The organism is Cupriavidus pauculus (assembly GCF_022179805.1).
Classification (GTDB): domain Bacteria; phylum Pseudomonadota; class Gammaproteobacteria; order Burkholderiales; family Burkholderiaceae; genus Cupriavidus; species Cupriavidus pauculus_E.
In genome coordinates this window covers 46,927-70,984 of the sequence record NZ_BPUO01000007.1, presented here as the reverse complement: position 1 = coordinate 70,984, position 24,058 = coordinate 46,927, and the positions used below count along the sequence as shown (strand labels likewise).

The window sequence follows — 24,058 nt, the reverse complement described above, 5'->3', positions numbered from 1 at the left end:
GCAGCCGGGCGGGACTTCGAATTCGTGCGGAGGGAGGGAAGTGGTGCGGCGCCAGTCTAGTGCATGCACCGGGCTGGCGTGGAGGGGAGGGCTTTTAGCTCATCACGTCGATCACGCGCTGGGCGGCCTCGACGAGCTTGATACCGCGCTCCATCGCCATCGAGCGCAGGCGCTTGTAGGCTTCATCCTCGGTGATGCCGCGCGCTTCCATCAGAAGCCCCTTGGCGCGTTCCACGGTCTTGCGCTCGGCCAGCTTGAGCTTGGTGGCGTCCAGTTCGGCGCGCAGTTGCTGGTCCAGTTCGAAGCGGGCGTAGGCCACGTCGAGCACGGTCTTGACGCGCTCGGCGCGTAGGCCGTCGACGATATAGGCGGTAATGCCGGCCGACAGGGCGCCCTTGATGCGCTCGGCGTCGTCGTTGTCGGTGAACAGTACGATAGGCCGCGGGGCGTGCTGGGTGGACACGCAGACGTGCTCGATGGTGTCGCGTGCCGCCGACTCGGAGGCAATGATGACCAGGTCGGGCAGCGTGGCGGCAATCACGTCGGGCAGCCTCAGGTCGGCGTCGACGGTCTGCACCTCGGTGAAGCCGGCCTGCGCCAATCCGGCGCGGATCGTCTCCACGTTGAGCGGGTCGGCGTCGTGCGGATCCCGGACCAGCAGGATGCGCAAGGGGCGCGCGGCTGCGGGTGCTGGGGCGCTGGCGATTGGGGGCTGGGTGCGGCGGTTCATGGCGGTCGCTTGGTTGCGGTGCAATATGCAAGATTCGCGCCGGCTATGCACCCACTGTATGCCACCGTACGCAGGGTGTATGCTTGCCCCCTGCCGCGCCCGTCGTCACCGAACCGAACCCGAATGCATGTGGCGTGGCGTCCCATCAAAAAAGAGAAAGCAGGAGAGTCTGGATGACCGAGTTCGTATTCGCCCCGCAGGCCCCCGTCGGGGTGCCGGTCCGTGGCAGCAGCGCAAGCTTCCCCGTGCGCCGGGTGTATTGCGTGGGCCGCAATTATGCCGCGCATGCACGTGAAATGGGCTCGGATCCCGATCGCGAACCGCCGTTTTTCTTCTGCAAGCCGTCGGACGCCGTGAGCTACGTGGCCGACAACACCGAAGGCACGTTCCCGTATCCGCCGGGCACCAGCAACTGCCACTACGAAGTGGAACTGGTCGTGGCCATCGGCAAGGGCGGCCGTGACATCACCGTCGAACAGGCCGCCAGCCACGTCTATGGCTATGCCATCGGCCTAGACATGACGCGCCGCGACCTGCAGAACGAATCGAAGAAGACTGGCCGCCCCTGGGAAACCGGCAAGGCGTTCGACAAGTCGGCCCCGATTGGCCCGATCGTGCCGGTTTCGGCCATCGGTCATCCCGAAAAGGGTGCCGTCACGCTGGCCGTGAATGGCGTGGAAAAGCAGCGCGGCGACCTGTCGGACCTGATCTGGTCGGTGCCCGAGATGGTGTCGTACCTGTCGAAGCTGTTCGAGCTGCAGCCGGGCGACTTGATCTACAGCGGCACGCCCGAGGGCGTGGGTCCGGTAGTCAAGGGCGACGTCATGCAATGCCACATCGAAGGCGTGGGCGACCTGACCATCAAGGTGGCGTAACGGCATGCTGGAGCTTTACAGCTACTTCCGCAGCTCGGCCTCGTTCCGCGTACGCATCGCCCTGAACCTGAAGGGCCTGCCCTACGACTACAAGGGCGTGCACCTGCTCAAGGAAGGCGGCATGCAGCTCAAGCCCGAGTACCGCGCGCTGAACGCCGACGGCGTGGTGCCGACGCTGGTGGTGGACGGCACCCCGCTGATCCAGTCGATGGCGATCATCGAGTATCTCGACGAAACCCATCCGACGCCAGCGCTGCTGCCCGCCAACCCGCTCGACCGCGCGGTGGTGCGCGGCCTGGCGCAGGAAATCGCCTGCGAGATCCACCCGCTGAACAACCTACGCGTGCTCAAGTACCTGAAACACGAGCTCAAGGTCCCGGACGAGGCCAAGGACGCGTGGTACCGGCACTGGATCGAGCAGGGGTTTGCATCGCTGGAAAAGAACCTGGCGCAACTGGGCCGCGTGGGCCGCTACGCGTTCGGCGACACGCCGACGCTGGTGGACCTGTGCCTGGTGCCGCAGGTCTTCAACGCGCAGCGCTTCAACGTGGACTTGACTCCGTTCCCGACGATCTCGCAGATCCACGCGAACTGCATGGAACTGGAGGCGTTTCAGAAGGCGGCACCGGGGGTGCAGCCGGATAGCGAGTGAGGGTTTGTCTTGCCTCCCTCTCCCATATGTGGGAGAGGGAGGCAACCTAAAAGAAAGGCCCGGCATTTGCCGGGCCTTTCTTGTTTGGGTCCAATCCAACTGCATCAGATTGCGACAAGAGCGATTTTCTCCCCTCTCCCGCGGTGCGGGAGAGGGGAGTAGGTCTGCAAGCTTTACCCCAGCAATGCCTCGGCAAATTCCTCGGCCTTGAACGGTTGCAGGTCTTCGACCTTTTCGCCCACGCCGATGAAGTACACCGGCACCGGGCGCTGGCGGGCGATGGCGGCCAGGATGCCGCCCTTGGCCGTGCCGTCGAGCTTGGTCACGATCAGGCCGGTCAGGCCCAGGGCGTCGTCGAAGGCGCGCGTCTGGGCCAGGGCGTTCTGGCCCGTGTTGGCGTCGATCACGAGCAGGCATTCGTGCGGGGCGGTGGGCATGGCCTTGCCAATCACGCGCTTGACCTTCTTCAGTTCTTCCATCAGGTGAAGCTGCGTGGGCAGCCGGCCGGCGGTGTCGGCCATCACGATGTCGATCTTGCGGGCGCGCGCGGCGTTCACGGCGTCGAAGATCACGGCGGCGGGGTCACCGCTTTCCTGGGCCACCACGGTCACGTTGTTGCGTTCGCCCCAGATGGTCAGCTGTTCGCGTGCGGCGGCGCGGAACGTGTCGCCGGCGGCCAGCAGCACGGACTGGTGGTAACTCTGGAAATGCTTGCAGAGCTTGCCGATGCTGGTGGTCTTGCCCGCGCCATTGACGCCGGCAATCATCATCACCAGCGGCTGGTCGCGACCCAGTTCCATGGTCTTCTCCAGCGGCTTGAGCAGCTGCACCAGCAGGTCCTTCAGCGCCGCCTTGACGCCTTCGGCCGTTTCGATGCGATCGCTCTTCACGCGGCGGCGCAGTTCGTTCAGCAGGTATTCGGTGGCTTCCACGCCCGCATCGGACATCAGCAGCGCGGTCTCCAGTTCCTCGAACAGGGCCTCGTCGACCTTCACGCCGACGAACAGCACGCCAATATTGCGGCTGGTCTTCGACAGGCCGGCCTTCAGGCGCGACATCCAGCCGCGCTTGGCTTCGGCCGTCTGCACGGGCGGCGGCACCAGTTCCATTTCCTCGACCACGGGCGGCTCGTAGGCGACCGGGGCGGGCGGGGGCAGCGGAACCTGGGCCGGCACGGGCACGGGCACGGGAACGGGCACCGGCACCGGCACCGGAACAGGGGCGGGCGCCGGGATGGGCGCCGGGACGGGAACCGGCACAGGCACCGGCGTCGGCACCGGAACCGGAACCGGAACCGGAACCGGAACCGGAACCGGAACCGGTGCGGGAGCCGGGGCCGGCGTGGGCACCGGTGCGGGCGTGGGCGCGGCAACCGGCGGCTCAACGGGCGCGGGAGCCGGCTCGGCCTTGCGCTTCTTCCAGAAACTAAACATTGGGAAAGGGGTCAATACCCCGGTAGAATCAATCGCCAAAATTCTAGCAGACGGGGTCGCATGAACCATTGCGCTGACTTGTCCGGAGCGGGCACCGCCCGTATCGCATCGCCGTCCACCGGCGCCGCCAGATTCTCGCGGCGTTTTCTTTCCACCCTGATCGCTGCCGCGCTTGCCGGTCCGCTGGCGGGCACCGCCCTGGCGCAGACCAAGGGCGAGGCCACCCGCGCGACCACGCCGCAGGGGCCGCCATCGGGCATGGCCACGGGCGGGCAGGTTGGCCAGACGGAGGCCGGCACCACGGAATTCCGGCTGTCCAACGGCATGCGCGTGATCGTCAAGGAAGACCATCGCGCGCCCACGGTGGCGCACCAGATCTACTACCGGGCCGGCGGCACGGACGAGGTCAGCGGCACCACGGGCGTGGCCCACATGCTTGAACACATGATGTTCAAGGGCACGCCCAAGGTGCCGGTGGGCGAATTCTCGCGCCAGATCGCCTTGCTGGGCGGACGCGAGAACGCGCTGACCAACCGCGATTTCACGCTCTACTACCAGCAGATTGCCAAGCAGTACCTGCCGAAGATGATGGAGCTGGAGGCCGACCGCATGGCCAACCTCATCATCAAGAAGGACGAGTTCGACCGCGAGATGAAGGTGGTGATGGAAGAGCGCCGCCTGCGTACCGACGACTCTCCGCGCGGTAAGGTCTACGAGCAGCTTCTGGCGACGGTCTACACGGCCATGCCTTACCGGCATCCGGTGATCGGCTGGATGGACGACCTGGTCAACATGCACGTCGAGGACGTGCAGGACTGGTACAAGACCTGGTACGTGCCCAACAACGCGATGCTGGTGGTGACGGGCGACGTCAAGGCCGACGAGGTCCGCCGGCTGGCGGAGCGCTACTACGGCAAGCTCAAGCCGCGCCCGCTGCCGGCGCGCAAGACGCAGCTGGAGGCGCCGCAGCAGGGCATCAAGCGCGTCTGGGTCAAGGCGCCCGCCGAGAACCCCTACATCGTGCTGGCCTACAAGGTGCCGCGCCTGCATGACGTCGAGAAGGACGTCGATCCGTACGCGCTGGAGGTCTTGTCGGCCGTGCTGAACGGCTACGACAACGCCCGCCTGACGCGCGAACTGGTGCGCCAGCAGCGCCTGGCCGACGACGTGAACGTGGGCTACGACAGCATCAACCGTAACGAGTCGCTGTTCGTGCTCGACGGCACGCCGGCCAGCGGCCACACCACCGAGGAAATCGAGAAGGCGCTGCGCGAGGAGCTGCAGCGCATCGCCAAGAACGGGGTGTCCGAGGAAGAGCTGAAGCGCGTGAAGGCGCAGGTGGTGGCCGGCCAGATCTACAAGCGCGACTCGGTGTTCGGGCAGGGCATGGAGATTGGCGTGGCCGAGATTTCCAATATCTCGTGGCGCCAGATCGACCGCATGCTCGACAAGATCAAGGAAGTCACGCCCGCGCAGGTGCAAGCCGTGGCGGGCAAGTATTTCAGCGACGACAACCTGACCGTGGCCACGCTGCTGCCGCAGCCCATCGACCCGAACAAGCCCAAGACCGCAGCGCCCGAAGGCCTGCGTCACTGAGGAGAGAAGCAGCGATGTCCCTGTCCGTCATGACAATTGCATCCCCGCGCCTGTTGCGCCGCCTGGCCGGCGCCGCCTGCGGGGCGGCCGCGCTGCTGGCCGGTACCGTCGCCAACGCCGCCATTCCGATCGAGAGCTGGACGGCATCCACCGGCGCCAAGGTGTTCTTTGTGCCGAGCCCGTCGATTCCGATGCTCGACGTCAATATCGACTTCGACGCCGGCAGCCGCTATGACCCGCCCGGCAAGGCCGGCCTGGCGACGCTGGCCGCGGCACTGCTCGACAAGGGCGCGAACGCCCAGGACGGCCAGCCCGCGCGCAACGAGGCGCAGGTTGCCGACGCCTTTGCCGATACGGGCGCCGATTTTGGCGGCGCGGCCGGTGGCGATCGTGGCGGCATTGGCCTGCGTACGCTGACCGCATCGCCGGAACGTGAGCAGTCACTGCGCCTGGCTGGGCAGCTGATCAAGGCCCCGGCCTACCCCGATGCCGTGGTGGCACGCGAGAAGCAGCGCCTGATCACGGCGATTCGCGAAGGCGATACCCGTCCTGGCGTGATTGCCGACAAGACGCTGTCGAAGGCCATCTACCCGACCCATCCGTATGGCGTGGCAGCCACACCGGAATCGGTGGGCTCCATTACACGGGAAGACCTGCTGAAGTTCTGGCGCGACAACTACACGGCCAAGCGCGCGGTGGTGACGCTGATCGGCGCCGTCGACCGCAAGCAGGCCGAGCAGATCGCCGAGGACATGACGCGCGGCCTGCCCGAGGGCAGCGCGGCGCCCAAGCTGCCCGACGTGCAACTGACGATCCCGGCCAGCGAGAAGCGAATTCCGCACCCGGCGCAGCAGGCCAGCGTGGCCATCGGCGCGCCGGCCATCGCACGCGGCGACCCGGACTACTTCCCGCTGCTGGTGGGCAACTACGTGCTGGGCGGTGGCGGATTCAGCTCGCGGCTGACCGACCAGGTGCGCGAGAAGCGCGGCCTGACCTATGGTGTGGACAGCTACTTCGCGCCGTCCAAGCAGCCGGGGCCGTTCGGCATCACGCTGCAGACCAAGAAGGAAAACACCAACGAGGCGCTGGGGCTGGTGCGGCAGATCGTGGCCCAGTACGTGGCCCAGGGACCGACCGATGCGGAACTGAAGGCGGCCAAGGACAACCTCGTCAATGGCTTCCCGCTGCGCATCGACAGCAATCGCAAGCTGCTGACCAACGTGGCCAATATCGGCTGGTATGGTCTGCCGCTGGATTACCTGGACACGTGGACCGCGCAGATCAACAAGGTCACGCGCGACCAGGTGCGTGCGGCCTTCCAGCGCCACGTGCATCCTGATGCGATGGCCACCGTCATCGTCGGCGGCCCGGAAAAGTGATGTAACGGCTGATTTGTCGCCTGTTCCGCACGCGGGGCAGGCGAGTTGTCAGGGCGCAGCCAGGCTGTACGGGCGACCGCCAGGCTCTACAATCACGGCATGAATTCGCAATCCCGACCTTCGCCCGCACCGCGCGGGCGAACTTCTCTGTCCCGCCAGCCGCGCCAGGCGCCTGCCCAGGTGCGCATCATCGGCGGCCGCTGGAAACGTTCGCTACTGCCGGTGCTCGAAGCCGAAGGGCTGCGCCCGACGCCCGATCGCGTCAGGGAAACGCTGTTCAACTGGCTGGGCCAGGACCTGGCCGGCATGACCTGCCTGGACCTGTTTGCCGGCTCCGGCGCACTGGGCTTCGAAGCCGCCTCGCGCGGCGCTGCCGCCGTGACGATGGTGGAAGCCAATCCCCGCGTAGCGAAGCAATTGCGTGACAACCAGTACAAGCTCGATGCGGCGCAGGTGCGCGTGATTCAGGCCGACGCATTCGTCGCCGCGGCGCAGATGCAGGCCGGCGGCTTCGACGTGGTGTTCCTGGACCCGCCGTTCGCCGAAGACTGGATCGGGCCGGCGCTGGAGCATGCGGCGCGCCTGACGCGGCCGGGTGGCGTGGTCTACGTTGAATCGGACAAGGCGCTGCTGGTGGGTGCCGATGCGCCGGTGCCGGCGTCGCTGGAGATCATCCGGCAGGCGCGCGCCGGGGCCGTGCATTTCCACCTGCTGCAGCACCGGGCCAGTAACGGCGCGGGCTGAGCGGTCATATGGCGACCGCCTGGCGGTTTGCCGCGCCGGGCAAGCGTTTGCGGGCTGCTGCAATGCCGCAAAAAGGGCGGCCGGGCAGACTTCCAAAAGCCGCGTTTGGGGTTACACTACGCCGCTGTTGATTGTCCAACCGCTCGTCACGCAGCCAGAATCCATACGCGGCCCCAGCCAAGCGGGCCGGCAACGGGCAGCCCCAAAGGAGGAAACATGGTCGTCGCCGTCTATCCCGGTACTTTTGATCCCATGACCCGGGGACACGAGGATCTCGTCCGTCGTGCGTCGAATATCTTCGACGAACTCGTGGTCGGCGTGGCGCACAGCCCCAACAAGCGCCCGTTCTTCTCGCTCGAAGAGCGTATCGGCATTGCCCGTGAAGTGCTGGGCCACTACCCGAACGTCCGGGTGGAAGGGTTTTCGGGCCTGCTCAAGGATTTCGTGCGCAAGAACAGCGCGCGCGTGATCGTAAGGGGCCTGCGCGCGGTGTCGGACTTCGAATACGAATTCCAGATGGCCGGCATGAACCGCTATCTGCTGCCCGACGTCGAGACCATGTTCCTGACCCCGTCGGACCAATACCAGTTCATCTCTGGCACGTTCGTGCGTGAAATCGCCGTGCTCGGCGGCGACGTCAGCAAGTTTGTCTTCCCCTCCGTGGAGCGTTGGCTTCAGGAGAAGATTGGCAAACCGGAATAAAATACGGGCTTCGATCCGCCGACGTGGCCAGTCCGGGTGCGGGCGGATCGGATGTAAGGAAACATCATGGCGCTACTGATCACCGACGACTGCATCAATTGCGACGTTTGTGAACCCGAGTGCCCGAACGAAGCCATCTTCATGGGGCCCGAGATCTATGAGATCGACCCCAACAAGTGCACAGAATGCGTTGGTCACTTCGACGAACCGCAATGCCAGCAGGTATGCCCTGTGGCTTGCATTCCGAAGGACCCGAACCGCGTCGAAACGCACGAGGTGCTGATGCAACGCTACCGGCTGCTCACCGCGGCCAAGCACGTGAGCTGAGCCGGAGGCACATCCGGCCACTTCGTTCCGGCCCCCACAAGCAGAAACAGGCAGGAAAAGAAAAACCCCGCGCGACCGCAAGGTCGGCGGGGTTTTTTCATGGCGGGACCGATGTCCCGCGCCCGATGCCGCGTGGCTTAGCGGCCCGTGTGCAGTTCCATCATCGCGCGTTCGCTTTCGCCGCGCGCCAGGATGCCGAGCGGGCCGATGCTGCGGTCGATGGCTTCATCGATGGCCTGCTGTTCTTCCTTGCGCGGGGGCTTGAGCACGAAGTTGACCACATCCTCGCGCCCGCCCGTTGCGGCGCCCGGCGTGTTGCGCGGATGGCCCACGCCAATGCGCAGGCGCCAGTAGTCCTGGGTGGTCAGATGGGCCGAGATGTCCTTCAGGCCGTTGTGTCCGCCCGAGCCACCGCCGCGCTTGAGCTTGACCGAGCCGGCGGGCAGGTCCATCTCGTCGTGCGCGACCAGCACCTCGTCGGGCAGGATCTTGTAGAAGCGCGCCAGCGACACCACCGACAGGCCGGAGCGGTTCATGAACGTGGATGGCTTGAGCAGCCAGACGTCCTGGTCCCAGAGCCGCGCGCGGCCGGCCAGGCCGTGGAAGCGGCCTTCCACGCGCAGCGTGGTGCCGCCCATGCGGGCGAGTTGGTCGACCAGCCAGAATCCGGCGTTGTGGCGCGTGGCCTCGTATTCTGCCCCGGGATTGCCGAGGCCGACGATGAGCTTGATCATGCGTTGAAGAAAGCGGAAAGCAGGCGTGAAAGGATACGCGAAAACCGCGCGCGAAAAAAAACCGCCGGCGAACCGGCGGTTTTTTCGTGAAGCGCGGGCAGCTTAGGCAGCCGGCGTTTCGCCTTCGCCTTCGGAGGCTTCGGCCGACTGGGCACCAGCCGGCAGCGAGATGCTGGCCACGGCGGGGTTGTCATCACCGTGGGTGATGGCGGTCACGCCCTTCGGCAGCTTCAGGTCCGACAGGTGGATGGTCTGGTTCAGCTCGGCTGCGGCCAGATCCACTTCGATGAACTCGGGCAGGTCGGCCGGCAGGCACGACACTTCCAGGTCGTTCAGGATGTGGTTGACGATACCGTGGCCCAGCTTCACGCCAGGAGCGGATTCCTGGTTCATGAAGTGCAGCGGCACCTTCACGTGGATCTTTTCCGTGGCCGACACGCGTTGGAAGTCAACGTGCAGAACCATCGGCTTGAACGGGTGCATCTGGAATGCGCGCAGCAGGGCCTTTTCAGCCTTGCCAGCCACTTCCAGGTCCAGGATCGACGAGTGGAACGCTTCCTTCTTCAGGGCGTGCCACAGGGCGTTGTGATCCAGTTCGATCATCTTCGGCTCGGCGGCGCCGCCGTAGATGATGCCGGGGGTCTTGCCCGAATTGCGCAGGCGGCGGCTCGCACCCGTTCCCTGTACGCTACGCTCGAAAGCTACTACTTTCATGTTCAACTCCAGATGTGAAGAAGGCTGTCCGCGACCAGACAGCCTCGACTGACGATATGGCGTAAAAAAACCATACCGCATGAATCACATTGGCCATCCCAGGGGATGGCCAATGCGGTAAAGCCCAAAATTCTAGCAGGCTTTGGCCTGCCTTGCGAATGCCAACCGCTTAGTGGTCGGCAAACAGCGACATGATCGAGTCGCCCTTGACGATCCGGGTGAAGGTCTCGGCCAGCAGCGGGGCGGTGGAAACCTGACGGATCTTGCCGGACTGGCGGGCTTCGTCGGACAGCGGAATCGTGTCGCAGACCACCACTTCGTCCAGCGACGAGGCGGCGATACGGGCGGCGGCGCCACCCGACAGCACCGGGTGCGTGCAGTACGCGAACACCTTCAGCGCGCCACGTTCCTTCAGCACCTGGGCAGCCTTGCACAGCGTGCCGCCGGTGTCGATCATGTCGTCCATGATCACGCAGTTGCGGCCAGCCACTTCACCGATGATGTTCATCACCTCGGACACGTTGGCCTTCGGACGACGCTTGTCGATGATGGCCAGGTCGCAGTCGAGCTGCTTGGCGAGTGCACGAGCGCGCACCACACCGCCGACGTCCGGCGACACAACCAGCAGGTCGCCGTAGTTCTTCTCGCGCAGATCGCCCAGCAGAACCGGCGAAGCGTAGATGTTGTCGACGGGGATATCGAAGAAGCCCTGGATCTGGTCGGCGTGCAGGTCCATCGTCAGGACCCGCTCCACACCAGCAACTTCCAGCATGTTGGCCACGATCTTGGCCGAGATCGCCACGCGCGCCGAACGCGGACGGCGGTCCTGGCGGGCATAGCCGAAGTAAGGCATGGCGGCGGTGATGCTGCGTGCCGAGGCGCGCTTGAGCGCATCGACCATCACCATCAGTTCCATCAGGTTGTCGTTGGTCGGCGCACAGGTCGACTGCAGCACGATGACGTGCTTGCCGCGAACGTTTTCCTGGATTTCGACCTGAACTTCACCGTCGGAGAAACGGCCCACCAGGGCTTTGCCCAGTGGAATGCCGAGGTGCTGTACGACAGCCTCCGCGAGTTTAGGGTTGGCGTTGCCGGTAAATACCATCAAGCCTTCGACGCTCATTCGGGGCACCTGTCTTGCTACTGGGGGGCTTTGGCTACCGGCTGGTGCCGGTAGCAATCTTTGCATGTCCGTAACGGACACTATAGGAAGTAATGGCAGGGGAAGAAGGATTCGAACCTTCGAATGCCGGAATCAAAATCCGGTGCCTTGACCAACTTGGCGACTCCCCTACACAACCTTTATCGTCTGTCGCCGAACCGAACTTTACTTCAGTACTTCGCCAAACGAAAACCTCTAGGCATACGTTGCGAGCGGGTGATGCGACAAACTTCTCACACACCTGCCATCCCATTCGGACGGCAACCTTTCCATCACACTCTGCGCTTCCTGCTCGTCTTCAAAACGGGCGAAAACACAGGCTCCGGAACCGGTCATCCTTGCATGCGGACTGTATTCTGTCAGCCATTCAAGGGCTCGGGCAACTTCGCCGAATTTCGCTGTTGCTATCGCTTGCAAGTCGTTGCGACCGAAAGCGAATTTGTTTGTGCAAGCAGCGAAGTCCGCAACTATAGAGATCGGTGAATTCCTTGTCAAGCGCTCGTCGGAAAAAATTGCTGCAGTCGGTACATGCTGACGCGGATGGATGACGACGAACCAGCTCTCCGGCAGCGCCACCGGCGTCAGTTCCTCGCCCACGCCCTCGGCAAACGCGTTCTGGCCGAACACGAACACGGGTACGTCGGCGCCCAGCGCCAGCCCGATGCGCATCAGTTCCTCGCGCGGCAGGCCGGTACCCCAGAGGTGGTTCAGCGCCAGCAGCGTGGTGGCCGCGTCGGACGATCCGCCGCCGATGCCGCCGCCCATCGGCAGGATCTTGTCGATGGCGATGTCGGCGCCGAAGCGCGTGCCACTGGCTTGCTGCAACGCGCGTGCCGCACGCACCACGAGGTCGGTGTCGGCGGGCACGCCGGGGATGTCGGTCACGCGGGCGATCACGCCGTCGTCGCGGCGCCGGAAGTGCAGCGTGTCCGACCAGTCGATCAGCTGGAATACCGTTTGCAGCGTGTGGTAGCCGTCAGGGCGACGGCCCGTTACATGCAGGAACAGGTTGAGCTTGGCCGGCGCGGGGCAGTCGCGCAGTTCAGCGGGCGGCAGGGCAGTGCCGGTGGTCATTGTTTCGTCTCCGGATCAATCACGAGGCGCACGGACAGCGGCGCGTCGTTGCCATCGCGCGCCATGTCGATGCGGCGCGGCTGGGTGGTGGCGGCCGGAATGCCTTCGGCGGCTTCCTGCCAGGCTACGTAGCGCACGGTCCAGCCGTTCTGTTTCAGGGTGTCGGGGCGTCCGCTGGTGTCGCGCGTGACGCTGGCGGGCATGCCCGGCGCGGGGCGGCCGTGCAGCCAGTCGCGCATGCCGGACACGGGCAGCGAGAAGCCCAGCGCCTGTTCCATCAGGCTGTCCACCTCGGGGGCATTGCGCGGCTTTTCATTGGGCAGGTCCAGCGTGGCGCCCGACGGCGTGCTGGTGACCACGGCCAGCGTCTGGCCCAGCGGCGATACCAGGTCGAGCCTGACGTTGCGGCCCTGTTCCAGCCAGCGGAAGCTGCCTTGCACGCCTTCGCTGCGCCCGTAGCGCGTGTAGTTGGCGGCAAAGCGTCCCGTGTACTGCTGGCTGCGTGCGGACTCGTCGGCGTCGAAATTGCGCGAGGGCGTGATGGTGCTGCACGCGGCCAGCCAGAGCGGGGCGGCAACGCAGAGCAGGGCCAGGCGTCGGGATCGGAACATGAGACGAAGTTGGCGGAAGTTGAATGGAGTTTTGCGTGTGGCCGCGACATGATGGCGACCAAGCGATGGCGCCGAAACGACCGGCCGGGGCGAATGGAACGCATCGCCAGAATGCAGCGCCCGGGCACGGGGCCCGGGCGGCAGGCATTTCTGGCAACGCCGATTACTTGGACAGCAACAGGTTCTGGTTGTAGCGGCGCAGCGTGTCGATCAGCGTCTGGTTTTCCGGCTCTACCTTGGCCGCCTCGTTCCACGTCTTGCGGGCATCCTCGTGCTGGCCCAGTTGCCAGAGCACTTCACCCAGATGCGCGCCGATCTCGGCTTCAGGCGCCTTGCTGTAGGCGTTCTTCAGCAATTCGGCGGCGGGCTGCAGTTCGCCCTGACGGAATTTCACCCAGCCCAGGCTATCCATGATGTACGGATCGTCCGGACCCAGTTCCGACGCGCGCTCCAGCAGTTTGCGCGCTTCGGGCAGGCGTTCGTTGCGATCTGCCAACGAATAGCCCAGCGCGTTGTAGCCCTGCTTCAGCTCCGGCTGCAGCGCGATGACCTTGCGCAGGCCACGCTCCATGCTGTCGTAGCGCTTCTCGCGTTCGTCGAGCATGGCCAGCTCATAGAGCCAGTCGGCATTCTCGGGCTCGGCCTTCACGCGCTCGTCCAGCACCTTGCGCGCGCGGTCGTAGGCCTTGCCTTCCAGCAGGGCGCCCACTTCGGCCTGGCGGATGGCCGTCATGCGCTGGCTGCGCTGCACAGGATCTGGGATGTCCTCGGCGTCGGACAGCAGGTCGCCGAATACGGATTGCGCGTCGTCGAGCTTGCCCATGCGCGCCAGCAATTGCCCGCGCTTGGCCTGCGCCGCAACGGCAAGGCGACCGTCCTCGATCTTGTCGAGCCAGCCGATGGCGGCCGGGTAGTCCTTCTTTTCCTCGGCGATCTGCGCCAGGTACTGGTACGCGACGTCGGGGTTGGCGGCCGGCGACTTCTCGGCCATCTGCAGGTATTCCTTCAGATAGCGCTCGGCCTCGTCATAGCCGCGCGCCTGCAGGCTGGTGAGGCCCAGCGCCAGCGGTACGCGCGGGTCGTTCGGGGCCACCTTGCGCAGCACTTCGAATTCGGTGCGAGCGGCCTGCATGTCGTTCTTCTGCAGGTACAGGCGCGCGAGCGTGATGTGGCCGTTGACTGACGACGGCGACTTGGCCAGGAAGCGCTTGAGTACCTCGATCGACTTGTCGGTGGCCGACTCGGCCTGCAGCTCGGCTGACATCAGCGCGGCGGGCTCCAGGTCGGGCTTGATGCGCAGCGCCTGGTCCAGTTCGGCCAGCGCGCCGGCGTTGTCGCCGGCGGACTCGCGGGCTCGCGCCATGGCCAGGTGCGTTTCGGCCAGCTTCGAATCGTTGGCCGTCAGACGCTGGAGCACGCCGACCGCGCCGGCGGGATCGCTCGTGCGCGACATCTGTTGCTGCAGCAGCAGGATGGCCTCGCCGCGGTGCGCGGCCGGTGCGGCAGCCAGTTGCTGAACCAGAAGCGGCTCGGCATCTTCCCAGCGGCCGTTCAGGACCAGCAGCGTCGACAGGACCTGGCGCGCGGCGGGAGACTTCGGCGCCAGTTCGCTCCAGAGCCGTGCGCCATCGAGCGCCTGCTGCGCGACGCGCGCATTGAAGGCGATCTCGGTGGCGCGTTGCGCCAGGCGCGGATCGCGCGTCTCGCGCGCGAGGTCGATATAGGTGCGGTAAGCCGGTCCTACCAGCCCGCGCTGCAGCGAAATCTCGGCCGCCATCACGCGATACAGGATGTCCGGCGTCAGCGGGACGTTGGGCAGCGGCGTGCGCGCGGCCTTGGCCGCGCCCGACGGTGCGGGCACCTCGATGGCTTCGTCATCGTTCTGCGCCACCTTGGCTGCCGGTGCGGCATGCGCCAGCGATGCGAATGCCAGGCACGCGGCCACGCCCAGGGCGCGCGCATGGCGACGGAAACGGAATGCGGTCATCGGGATGGATTCCGGGCGCATGGCCTTAAGGGGCAAGATTTGGTCCGGCATGAATCAAAGCTCCGGCGCACGGGGCGTGGGAATGGATGGGGGCATTGTAGCCTGCCGCTACAATGCGCTGCTTGCCTCGCGGGGCGCTTACGTATGGGAACCCGCACAATGGTGCGTGGCGGCAGGGAATTCCCTGCGTCATTGGAGCGCAAAAGCGGGCGATAGGTTCTGCAGGCTGTGGAAGCTGGGCCGGATTCCGGTCGGGAGATGCAAGGCGCGATGCCAGAATTGCCAGAAGTCGAAGTCACGCGGCGCGGATTGCTGCCGCATGTGGTGGGTCGCCGTATCGTCCAGGTGACCGTGCGTCATCGTGGGCTGCGCTGGCCTGTCGAGCCCGAACTCGAAGCGCGGCTGACGGGGCGCGTGATCGGCCGCATCGAGCGGCGTGGCAAGTATCTGCTGCTTGAATGCCTGCCGGCCGCGAATGCCGACCACGCCACGGCGGATGACAGCGCTCCCGGCTGGCTACTCGTCCACCTGGGCATGACCGGCACGCTGCGCGTCCATGTCGACGCGCCGCCCGCTGGCTCGCACGATCACCTCGATATCGAACTTGCACCCGCCGATGGCCCGGGCGACGGCGCCAACATGGTGCTGCGCTTCCGCGATCCACGCCGCTTCGGCGCCATCATCTGGACGCCGCTGGCCGAGGCGGCGCTGTCCGAGCATCCGTTGCTGCGCCGGCTTGGCCTGGAGCCGTTCGACCCGCGCTTCGACGGGGCCTGGTTCCACAGGCTCACGCGCGGCCGCTCGATGGCGATCAAGCAGGCGCTGCTGGCCGGCGAGATCGTGGTCGGCGTTGGCAATATCTACTGCTCCGAGAGCCTGTTCCGGGCCGGTATCCGTCCCACCACCCCCGCCGGCAAGATCAGCCTCGCGCGCTACGACAAGCTTGCCGTAGCGGTGCGCGAAACGCTGACCGAAGCCATTGCCCGGGGCGGCACCACGCTGCGTGACTTCGTGGGCAGCGACGGCAGCAGCGGTTACTTCCAGCTCGATTGCCTGGTCTACGACCGGGCCGGCGAGCCATGTCGTGTTTGCGGCACTTCCATCCGGCAGATCGTCCAGGGCCAGCGGTCCACCTTCTACTGTCCGCACTGCCAGCACTAAGACGCACGCTCGGACACGGTTGAGCGGACAACTGCCGCCCCCGCGCGGCGGCGAAACATTGTCGCCAACCATTGCCGATGGATCGGCGCAACACTCGTGGTACAGAAGCCTCAGAAGGGGCGTGAATTCCACAAAATGTGTCCGGAAACCTGTATCGTGTGCGCAGTCATAAAAAGTTACAAAAACTGCCGGAGTCGCCCGTTCCGACTGGGTATCCGGCAGATCGGCTGGTATCGGGTCCGCGGGTCAACGGACAAGCCCGGCGCCAGTCGTGCGGTACGCGCCCAAAACCATAAAACCGAGCCGACACAGCGAATCACTCATGACGAGCCTCGCCCATCAATTCGAACAATATGGCGCCTGGAGAACCGGGGTCCTTCAGTCACTCGCCGAATTCCAGTCCTGGCTGCAACAGTACGACCTGCATGACGCCACCGCGGACGACCGCGCGCAGCGCATCCAGAACGTGCTCAAGAGCGACCGGCTCAAGGTTGCGTTCATTGCCGAATTTTCGCGCGGCAAGAGCGAACTGATCAACGCCATCTTCTTTGCCGACTACGGTCGCCGCATCCTGCCGTCGTCCGCCGGACGCACGACGATGTGTCCGACCGAGCTGCGCTACGACGAAAACGAGCCCCCGAGCATCCGGCTGTTGCCGATCGAGACGCGTCTGCAAGACGCCTCGACCGCCGACTTCATGGAACCGGGCTCGTCCAATTCGCACTGGACCACGGTGCCGCTGGACCCGTCGTCGCCCGAAGGCATGCTGGCCGCGTTCCAGCACGTGGTGGAAACCACGCGCGTGACGCCGGCCATGGCCGAATCGCTGGGCCTGTACAACGAAAACGACCCGGACGCTGCGTATTCCGTCGATGCCGACGGCATGGTGGAAATCTCGCGCTGGCGCCATGCGGTGATCAACTTCCCGCATCCGCTGCTGCGCCAGGGTCTGGTCATTCTGGACACGCCGGGCCTGAACGCCATCGGTACCGAACCCGAACTGACGCTGCGCCTGATTCCCGATGCGCACGTGGTGGTGTTCGTGCTGGCCGCCGATGCCGGCGTGACCAAGAGCGACCTCGCGCTGTGGCGCAGCCACGTGGGCGCCGGGCATCGCCGCGGCTGCCTGGCCGTGCTGAACAAGATCGACGGGTTGTGGGACCCGCTCAAGACGTCGCCCGAGATCGCCAGCGAGATTTCGCGTCAGGTGCGAACCACGGCGCAGACGCTGGGCATCGAGGAACGCCGCGTGTATCCGGTGTCCGCGCAGAAGGGCCTGGTGGCCAAGGTCACGCACGACCAGCCCATGCTGGTGCGCAGCAACCTGATGCAGTTCGAGCACGTGCTGTCGGATCAGCTGATTCCGCAGCGGCGCGAGATCGTGTCCGACCAGGTGCAGCGCCTGGTGCAGGACATGTCGCGCGGCGCGCAGCAGTTGCTGCAGAGCCGCCGCCGCGACATCGTCGAGCAGTTGTTCGAGCTGCGCGGCCTGCGCGGCAAGAACCACGCGATGGTCAAGCACATGCTGTTGCGCGTGCAGAGCGAGAAGGACGAATTCGAGCAGAGCATCGCCAAGTTCCAAGCGCTGCGCTTGGTGTTTGGCCGTCATAGCGCCGACATCATCAAGAGCCTGCAACTGCGCGACGTACGGCGCACGATGCGCGACAAGCGCGAGCAGATGAAGGAACGCTTCTTCTCGCGCGGCCTGCGCGAGGACATGGAGGCGCTGTTCGGCCAGTTGACCGGACTGATCCAGGAGTCCGACCGCAAGATCGGCGAGCTGCACCAGCTGGTGGACAGCATGTACCGGCGCTTCAACGCCGAGCACGGCTTCACGCTGCCTTCGCCGATGCAGTTCGTGACGTCGCGCTACACGAACGAGCTGCAGGAAACGCTGGCGCTGGTCAACGCGCACTTCGGTACCGTGAACATGCTGACGCGGTCGCGTCCGCAACTGGTGCAGAACGCGTTTGCGACGATGGCCAGCCGCGTGCTGGAGAACTTCCGCGACCTGAACCGCGACATCGAAATCTGGCTCAAGTCGGTGATGACGCCGCTGGAGGCGCAGGTGCGCGAGCACCAGAAGCAACTGCGCCGCCGCGTGGATTCGATCGAGCGCATCCACGAGGCCACCGACACGCTGGAGAGCCGCATCGCCGAGCTGGAAAGCGTGCTCAACGGGCTGGACGAGCGCAGCACGAAGATCGAATCGTTCACGCGCAAGCTGCTGGACGTGCCGGTGGAGGCTTCGGCCCAAGCCGCCTGACCGGGCTCCTTCCCCTGACGCTGTATCATGTGGCGCCGCCTTCAGAGCGGCGCTTTTCTTTTCCAGATCCCGCAATGCCCCGCAAGCCTGCCGCCGTTCCCGCGCCTCTCGACTCCACCGCCGTGCCCGCCGATTTCGGCATGCGCGTGGTCACATGGCAGCGCCAGCACGGCCGGCACGACCTGCCCTGGCAAAACACGCGCGACCCGTATCGCATCTGGCTCTCGGAGATCATGCTCCAGCAGACGCAGGTGGCGGCCGTGATCGAATACTTCCAGCGCTTTGTGACAGCCCTGCCCACCGTGGCGGCGCTGGCCGCGGCGCCCGCCGACGAGGTGATGGCGCTCTGGGCGGGCCTGGGCTACTACTCGCGGGCGCGCAACCTGCATCGCTGCGCGAAGATGGTCGTCGACGATCACGGCGGCGTCTTTCCGACAGATCCGGCCGTGCTGGTCACGCTGCCCGGCATCGGGCGCTCGACGGCGGCCGCCATCGCGGCCTTCAGCGCTGGCGTGCGCTCGCCGATCCTGGACGGCAACGTCAAGCGCGTCTTTGCACGCGTGTTCGGCATCCACGGCTATCCGGGCGAGCGCGCCATCGAGACGCGCATGTGGGCGCTGGCGGAACAGGCACTGCCACCGGCCGGGTCGGACCAGGCCGAGAACATGGTGGCCTATACGCAGGGATTGATGGACCTGGGCGCCACGATCTGTTCGCGCGGCAAACCGGCTTGCCTGGTTGATGCCGATGCCTGTCCGCTGGCCGTGGATTGCGTGGCGCGCCGCGACGGACTGACCGCCGCGTTGCCCACGCCCAAGCCGCGTGCCGCGATTCCCGAGCGCAGCACCGTGATGCTAATCGTCCGTCATGGGCGCGACGTGCTGGTCAAGCTGCGGTCCGACAGCGGCATCTGGGGCGGACTCTGGAGCCTGCCGGAAATCGCCGTGGAGTCGCTGCCCTTCGACTCAGAGGCGGCCGAGGATGCCGCACTGGAAGCGGCCCGGCCCTACGGCCAGCCCGCGCGAGCGTATCTCGCCGGCGAGCTGACGCATGTCTTCACCCACTTCCGGCTGCTGATCCGGGCCATTCGTGTGGATCTGGATGCCGCAACGGCGCAGGTGAAGGGGGGCGCTACGGAAAATGGCGCGGTACGCTGGCTGTCGCTCGACGATCTCGATGCGCTGGGCACGCCGGCGCCGGTGCGGCGGCTGCTGGAAGATCAGGCCCGCATCGGGCTGTTCTGACTTCAGGGCGCGATATCAGACGATATGGTGCTGCCGCATGTAGCGGTGCACGATCTCGATGCGCATGCCGGCGTCGGGCAACGCCATCAGCATCTGCTTGGCCTTGAGCGGTACGGGCAGCAGTTCGCACAGTCGATTGGCCACCCAGGTCGGGTTGTCCCAGAGGTAGGGTTCGGCAAACGGCAACCTGGACTTGTCGGGCTGTTCGGTGTGGACCGAGGCGACGATACGCCGCAAGGCATCCAGGCATTCGCTCAGCAATTCGAGCTTGCAGTCGATGACATCGTCGGGCAGCAGTTCCGCCTGGGCCACCAGCAGGCCGTCGTCCCGTGTGGTGTGGGACAGCACGCGAAAACGCTGCCGGCCGCGCGTCTCGATCAGGAGCACGCCAAGCTGCTCCATGTTGCAGTCGACGATATGGGCCAGGCAGCCAATTTCCTCGGGTACCGCTTCATGCCCCGCACGCGCAACTTCCTCGCCGCTGGAGAGCAGGCAGACGCCAAACGGCTCGCCGTCGCGCATGCAGTTGCGCACCATGTCGACATAGCGTTTTTCGAACACGCGCAGCGGCAGGCGGCCGTCGGGAAAGAGGACCGTATTGAGAGGAAATAGCGGCAGCGCATCGAGCGTGGCGCTGGCGGATGCGGTGTCGGGTGGAATTGTCGACATGCGAGGCCGCTCCAGTGGCGGTACGGCGACCAGGCGCCGCTCCTTCAGGACCGCGCTTCAGCCGGCTGCGGCCAATTCGCGGTGTCTGACCAGCACATTACCATGGGCCCGGAAATAGTTGGCGAGTCGTTCGGCGATGAATACCGACCGATGCTGGCCACCCGTGCAGCCGATGGCGACGGTCAGGTAGCTGCGATTGTCGGCAATGAAACTCGGCAGCCACTTCTCCACGTAGGCGCGGATATCCTCGGCCATCGCCAGCACCATCGGCTGGCTCTGCAGGAAGTCCGCCACCGGGGCGTCGCGGCCGGTCAGCGGACGCAGGGCCAGGTCGTAATAGGGGTTGGGCAGCGAGCGCACGTCGAACACGATGTCGGCATCGCTGGGCACGCCATGCTTGAAGCCGAACGATTCGAACAGCAGCGTCAGCGACTGGCCGGTGGCGCTGTCGTCGTGGATCAGCTCCTTGACCCAGCTGCGCAGCGTGTTGGTGCGCACGTCGCTGGTATCGATGCGATGCGCGGATTCGGCCAGCGGACTGAGCAGTTCGCGCTCCATCTCGATGGCTTCGATCAGTGACTTGCTGCCCGTCGCATCGGCGCCGCTTTCCAGTTGCGGCGACAGCGGATGCCGGCGGCGCGTCTCGGAATAGCGCTGCACCAGCGCATCGGTGTTCGCTGTCAGGAACAGCACCTGCACCTGATGGTTGGCGGAGAGTTCACGTACCGTGCCCGGCAGCCGCGCCAGCGATTCGCGGCTGCGGATATCGGTGGCGACGCCAAGATGTGTGTAACCCTGGTCAGCCAGATAGGCGGTGAGATCGGGGATGAACTGGGCAGGCAGGTTGTCGACGCAGTAATAGCCTGCATCTTCCAGGACGTTCAGGGCGACAGACTTGCCGGAGCCGGAAATTCCGGTGATGAGAATGATCCGCATAGCGACGCAAGGATAGCACCGCAAGATAACCGCGTCATGACAGCTTGAACCAAACAAAAATGGCGAATCGCCTGCGATTCGCCATTTTCGTGCCGGAAATCAACCGGTTCGGTGGTCGTCGGCTGATTACGCCGACGGCTTGCCCGACGACAGGCAGTCGCTCATGGCCTTCTTGTAGTCGTCGCCCTTCTTGCCCTTGTTCTGCTTGCTGCAGGCCGACATCTTTTCCTGCTGGGTCTTGGGTTCGGCGGCCGCGGCCGGGGCGCTGCCCGACAGGCACTCGCTCTGGGCCTTCTTGTATTCGTCGCCCTTCTTGCCTTTGTTCTGCTTCGAGCAGGCGGCCATCTTTTCCTGCTGGGCGGTCTTGCCCGATGCGGCCGGAGCCGAGGCGCCCTGGGCAAACGCGCCCGTGGCGAACAGGGGGGTAACCAGCACACACATTGCGATCAGCTTCTTCATGCTTCTCTCCAGGCTGTGGAAACACATCGTGGCCGCGCGCCGTGTCTCGGCTGGCGGAACATGGGCTCGGCGCCCATTACAGCACAAAACGGCGGCCGCCTACAGTCCGTTGACGCATGCCGCGCCAGCCTTGTAAGCAAATGAAAAACGCCCGCTGCAATGGCGGGCGTTTGCCTGGTGTCGGGCCGCTTTCAAGCCGCCGTTCGGCGGCGGGCAGTCAGAGCAGCCGGCCCTGTCCGCGCGACACCACATCGGCCTGCATGGCAGCACGCTGGCGGTCCATGAAGTCGCGCAGCGTATCGATGCCGCGCAGGCGCAGGATCGTGTTGCGCACGGCGGCTTCGACCAGAACGGCCAAGTTGCGGCCGGCCGCCACCTGGATCTTCACCATGTGGATCGGCAGGCCAAGCACGTCGAGGTATTGCGAATCGAGCGGGAGCCGTTCGAATTCGCCGTCGTTGCGGCGTACCAGCTGCACCACGAGCTTGAGCTTCATCTTCCGGCGAACGGCCGTTTCACCGAAGATCGTCTTGATGTCGAGCAGGCCCAGGCCGCGCACTTCCAGCAGGTTCTGCAGCAGCGGCGGGCAGCGGCCTTCGATGAAGTCAGGGCCCAGCCGGACAAAGTCCACGGCGTCGTCGGCCACCAGGCCGTGGCCGCGCGAGATCAGTTCCAGGCCCAGTTCGCTCTTGCCCAGGCCCGATTCGCCCATGATCAGCACGCCCATCCCCAGGATGTCGAGGAAGACGCCGTGCATCGTCACGCGCGGCGCGGAAATGCGCGACAGGTACAGACGCAGGTGGTCGATCACGGCCGCCGACGACACCGGCGTGGTGAACAGCGGCGTGGACGAGCGCGTGCAGCGCAGTTCCAGGTCGGGCGGCGGCTCCATGCCGTCGGCCACCACCAGGAAGGGCGGCTCCAGCAGGATCAGTTCGCCCATCTGCCGCTTGCGCGGTTCGTCGTCCAGGCGCTGGTAGTACTGGATCTCGGGTTTGCCCAGCACCTGGATCCGGTTCGGGTGGATCAGGTTCAAGTGGCCAACCAGATCGGCGGCGGAAGTGGCTTCGCGTGCGAATTCGACGTCGAAGGCACGATCGGCCCCTTCCAGACCGGCTACCCACGACAATTTGATGTCGGCTGCGTTGTCGTCGAAGATCGACTGCGAGGTGACGCCGGTGAGTTCCATGCGGGATAACTTTCTACGAGGGGGCGATATGGCGTCAGGCGGGCCGCGTGGCCAGCCTACGGATCGTCACGGGTGCCATTCGGTCAGCAACTGATGAACGGCTTCGGGCGTAGGCAGCGTGGCCAGGCCCTCGCGCATCTCGCGATCCGACAGCAATTGCGCGATTTCCGAGAGAATTTCAAGATGCTGCTGCGTGGCCTGTTCGGGCACCAGCAGGAAGATCAGCAGCGAGACGGGCTTGCCATCGGGCGATTCGAACGGAATCGGCTCGGCCAGGCGCATGAAGCCCGCCAGCGGCTGCTTCAGGCCCTTGATGCGGCCATGCGGAATCGCTACACCGGCGCCCAGGCCCGTGGACCCTAGCGATTCGCGCGCGAAAAGGTTGTCGGTGACGGTAGCCCGGGCAACCCCATGGTTGTTCTCGAACAGGAGCCCGGCTTGCTCGAAGACCCGCTTCTTGCTGGTGACGGTGACGTCGAGATGGATGTTGCCGGGTGGCAGCAATTTGGCCAAACGATTCATGGGCGATGCACGAGAAGTCAGGGTGGCGATACGGCGCACAAATGCCGTCCCGCCAGGGTGGGGCAATTCAGGATATCGAGTGCTTATTGGACGCCCGCATTGGAGCGTCCGGCCATTATAGAGCAGGGCTGCAGCGCGCTTGTGCGATGCAGCGCCGGTGCCGTGGGTGGTGCCACAGTCTGCCGGCCGGTATGCCCACCCGGTGCTGCCACCAACCCCGCATGATCTTTGTCATGCGGCATGCCGTGTGGTTCACCGGGACCGTTCTGCCTGTCGTTCTTGTATGGCGCAGCATACACCGAGCCGCGCCGGATGCGAACACCTCTTGCGTATCAAGGGGCCTTCGGCGTGGCGTCCAGGTAACGCGGCGTCGCGGGGCAGGGATCGGCCGCCACCATCAAAAAAGCCGCGCTGATGCGCGGCTTTGCTCTCTTCCTATCGGTCCTCTCAGGGGACGGTACGTCCTCTTTCAGGGGCAGTTAAGGATTTGCCAGCCTATTGTTGCTGTAGCTGGGCTTCGGCCATCTGGTACTTGACCGCTTCCCGGTCATGCCCTTGCACGCGATCCTTGTAGCGGATCACCTGCCGGTCGAGTTTGTCGACCAGACAGTCGATCGCAGCGTACAGGTCTTCATGGTGCGCTTCGACGAAGATGTCCTTGCCCTTCAGGTGCAGATTGATTTCCGCATATTGCCGCTTGTCCTTTTCCTTGTGGTTGTCGACAGATAGCAGCACGCTCACGCCAATGACCTGATCGAAATGCCTGACAATTCGCTCCAGTTTCGTTTCCACATACTCACGCAGCGGGGGCGTGATGTCGAGGTGGTGTCCACTGATCTTGAAGTTCATAGCGCTTCTCCTTCTGAAAGAGCCGCACCAGGCAGGCGGTTGC

24 protein-coding genes and 1 tRNA gene are annotated in these 24,058 nt (G+C 65.2%); 10 read left to right on the top strand and 15 right to left on the bottom strand.

Going from position 1 to position 24,058, the window contains the following annotated elements:
- Positions 1–94 precede the first annotated feature (94 nt).
- Positions 95–730 (bottom strand): ANTAR domain-containing response regulator, encoded by a 636-nt coding sequence (locus tag MFF62_RS15610; RefSeq protein WP_238264035.1) that lies wholly within the window; start codon positions 728–730, stop codon positions 95–97.
- A 173-nt stretch (positions 731–903) separates the two neighbouring features.
- Between MFF62_RS15610 and MFF62_RS15605 the strand changes: the two genes are divergently transcribed.
- Positions 904–1,605 carry a fumarylacetoacetate hydrolase family protein gene (locus MFF62_RS15605; RefSeq protein ID WP_238264034.1) on the top strand — a complete coding sequence of 234 codons (702 nt, stop codon included), beginning with the start codon at positions 904–906 and terminating at the stop codon, positions 1,603–1,605.
- 4 nt (positions 1,606–1,609) lie between these two features.
- Positions 1,610–2,257, top strand: coding sequence for a maleylacetoacetate isomerase (gene maiA, locus MFF62_RS15600; RefSeq protein ID WP_238264033.1), 648 nt, complete (start codon positions 1,610–1,612; stop codon positions 2,255–2,257).
- A gap of 173 nt (positions 2,258–2,430) precedes the next feature.
- Here the strand turns inward: maiA and ftsY are convergent, their stop codons facing one another.
- Positions 2,431–3,690, bottom strand: a complete 1,260-nt coding sequence (ftsY, locus tag MFF62_RS15595) for a signal recognition particle-docking protein FtsY (protein WP_238264032.1) — start codon at positions 3,688–3,690, stop codon at positions 2,431–2,433.
- A gap of 60 nt (positions 3,691–3,750) precedes the next feature.
- Here ftsY and MFF62_RS15590 point away from each other — a divergent pair, with 60 nt between their 5' ends.
- The 5 genes from MFF62_RS15590 (at position 3,751) to MFF62_RS15570 (ending at position 8,438) form a co-directional block, all read left to right on the top strand.
- A complete protein-coding gene (locus MFF62_RS15590; protein ID WP_238264031.1) occupies positions 3,751–5,286 on the top strand; it encodes a M16 family metallopeptidase in 1,536 nt (511 codons plus the stop codon).
- A gap of 14 nt (positions 5,287–5,300) precedes the next feature.
- A complete protein-coding gene (locus MFF62_RS15585; RefSeq protein WP_238264030.1) occupies positions 5,301–6,665 on the top strand; it encodes a M16 family metallopeptidase in 1,365 nt (454 codons plus the stop codon).
- A 99-nt stretch (positions 6,666–6,764) separates the two neighbouring features.
- Positions 6,765–7,409, top strand: coding sequence for a 16S rRNA (guanine(966)-N(2))-methyltransferase RsmD (gene rsmD, locus MFF62_RS15580; protein ID WP_238264029.1), 645 nt, complete (start codon positions 6,765–6,767; stop codon positions 7,407–7,409).
- A gap of 216 nt (positions 7,410–7,625) precedes the next feature.
- Complete coding sequence (coaD, locus tag MFF62_RS15575; RefSeq protein ID WP_101679985.1) at positions 7,626–8,111, top strand: pantetheine-phosphate adenylyltransferase; 486 nt, start codon at positions 7,626–7,628, stop codon at positions 8,109–8,111.
- A 66-nt stretch (positions 8,112–8,177) separates the two neighbouring features.
- Positions 8,178–8,438: a YfhL family 4Fe-4S dicluster ferredoxin gene (locus MFF62_RS15570; protein WP_238264028.1), complete on the top strand. Its 261-nt coding sequence runs from the start codon at positions 8,178–8,180 to the stop codon at positions 8,436–8,438.
- 137 nt (positions 8,439–8,575) lie between these two features.
- Here the strand turns inward: MFF62_RS15570 and pth are convergent, their stop codons facing one another.
- From pth to MFF62_RS15535, 7 genes are all read right to left on the bottom strand, one after another.
- Complete coding sequence (pth, locus tag MFF62_RS15565; protein WP_238264027.1) at positions 8,576–9,172, bottom strand: aminoacyl-tRNA hydrolase; 597 nt, start codon at positions 9,170–9,172, stop codon at positions 8,576–8,578.
- A gap of 102 nt (positions 9,173–9,274) precedes the next feature.
- Positions 9,275–9,886 (bottom strand): 50S ribosomal protein L25/general stress protein Ctc, encoded by a 612-nt coding sequence (locus MFF62_RS15560; RefSeq protein ID WP_238264026.1) that lies wholly within the window; start codon positions 9,884–9,886, stop codon positions 9,275–9,277.
- 169 nt (positions 9,887–10,055) lie between these two features.
- Positions 10,056–11,009, bottom strand: a complete 954-nt coding sequence (locus tag MFF62_RS15555) for a ribose-phosphate pyrophosphokinase (protein ID WP_124682540.1) — start codon at positions 11,007–11,009, stop codon at positions 10,056–10,058.
- Between the two features lie 93 nt (positions 11,010–11,102).
- A tRNA-Gln gene (locus MFF62_RS15550) sits at positions 11,103–11,179 on the bottom strand.
- Positions 11,180–11,243: 64 nt separating this feature from the next.
- Complete coding sequence (ispE, locus tag MFF62_RS15545; RefSeq protein WP_238264025.1) at positions 11,244–12,122, bottom strand: 4-(cytidine 5'-diphospho)-2-C-methyl-D-erythritol kinase; 879 nt, start codon at positions 12,120–12,122, stop codon at positions 11,244–11,246.
- Positions 12,119–12,733 (bottom strand): lipoprotein insertase outer membrane protein LolB, encoded by a 615-nt coding sequence (lolB, locus tag MFF62_RS15540; protein ID WP_238264024.1) that lies wholly within the window; start codon positions 12,731–12,733, stop codon positions 12,119–12,121. Before lolB ends, ispE begins: the two co-directional genes overlap by 4 nt.
- A 163-nt stretch (positions 12,734–12,896) precedes the next feature.
- Positions 12,897–14,720: a tetratricopeptide repeat protein gene (locus MFF62_RS15535; protein ID WP_238264023.1), complete on the bottom strand. Its 1,824-nt coding sequence runs from the start codon at positions 14,718–14,720 to the stop codon at positions 12,897–12,899.
- 270 nt (positions 14,721–14,990) lie between these two features.
- On the opposite strand from MFF62_RS15535, the gene mutM reads away from it, so the two are divergent.
- The 3 genes from mutM (at position 14,991) to mutY (ending at position 19,391) form a co-directional block, all read left to right on the top strand.
- Positions 14,991–15,881: a bifunctional DNA-formamidopyrimidine glycosylase/DNA-(apurinic or apyrimidinic site) lyase gene (mutM, locus tag MFF62_RS15530; RefSeq protein ID WP_238264022.1), complete on the top strand. Its 891-nt coding sequence runs from the start codon at positions 14,991–14,993 to the stop codon at positions 15,879–15,881.
- Between the two features lie 322 nt (positions 15,882–16,203).
- Complete coding sequence (locus MFF62_RS15525; protein ID WP_238264021.1) at positions 16,204–18,147, top strand: dynamin family protein; 1,944 nt, start codon at positions 16,204–16,206, stop codon at positions 18,145–18,147.
- A 74-nt stretch (positions 18,148–18,221) separates the two neighbouring features.
- Positions 18,222–19,391: an A/G-specific adenine glycosylase gene (gene mutY / locus MFF62_RS15520; protein WP_238264020.1), complete on the top strand. Its 1,170-nt coding sequence runs from the start codon at positions 18,222–18,224 to the stop codon at positions 19,389–19,391.
- Positions 19,392–19,406: 15 nt separating this feature from the next.
- On the opposite strand, the gene MFF62_RS15515 is transcribed toward mutY, so the two are convergent.
- From MFF62_RS15515 to hpf, 6 genes are all read right to left on the bottom strand, one after another.
- Positions 19,407–20,060, bottom strand: coding sequence for an LON peptidase substrate-binding domain-containing protein (locus tag MFF62_RS15515; RefSeq protein ID WP_238264019.1), 654 nt, complete (start codon positions 20,058–20,060; stop codon positions 19,407–19,409).
- A gap of 57 nt (positions 20,061–20,117) precedes the next feature.
- Positions 20,118–20,996 carry an RNase adapter RapZ gene (rapZ, locus tag MFF62_RS15510; protein ID WP_238264018.1) on the bottom strand — a complete coding sequence of 293 codons (879 nt, stop codon included), beginning with the start codon at positions 20,994–20,996 and terminating at the stop codon, positions 20,118–20,120.
- Between the two features lie 126 nt (positions 20,997–21,122).
- Positions 21,123–21,455, bottom strand: a complete 333-nt coding sequence (locus tag MFF62_RS15505) for a PsiF family protein (protein WP_238264017.1) — start codon at positions 21,453–21,455, stop codon at positions 21,123–21,125.
- Positions 21,456–21,672: 217 nt separating this feature from the next.
- A complete protein-coding gene (gene hprK / locus MFF62_RS15500; RefSeq protein WP_092603200.1) occupies positions 21,673–22,644 on the bottom strand; it encodes an HPr(Ser) kinase/phosphatase in 972 nt (323 codons plus the stop codon).
- 66 nt (positions 22,645–22,710) lie between these two features.
- Positions 22,711–23,166 (bottom strand): PTS IIA-like nitrogen regulatory protein PtsN, encoded by a 456-nt coding sequence (gene ptsN, locus MFF62_RS15495; RefSeq protein WP_066739687.1) that lies wholly within the window; start codon positions 23,164–23,166, stop codon positions 22,711–22,713.
- A gap of 495 nt (positions 23,167–23,661) precedes the next feature.
- Positions 23,662–24,015 (bottom strand): ribosome hibernation-promoting factor, HPF/YfiA family, encoded by a 354-nt coding sequence (hpf, locus tag MFF62_RS15490; protein WP_066739680.1) that lies wholly within the window; start codon positions 24,013–24,015, stop codon positions 23,662–23,664.
- Positions 24,016–24,058: the final 43 nt, after the last annotated feature.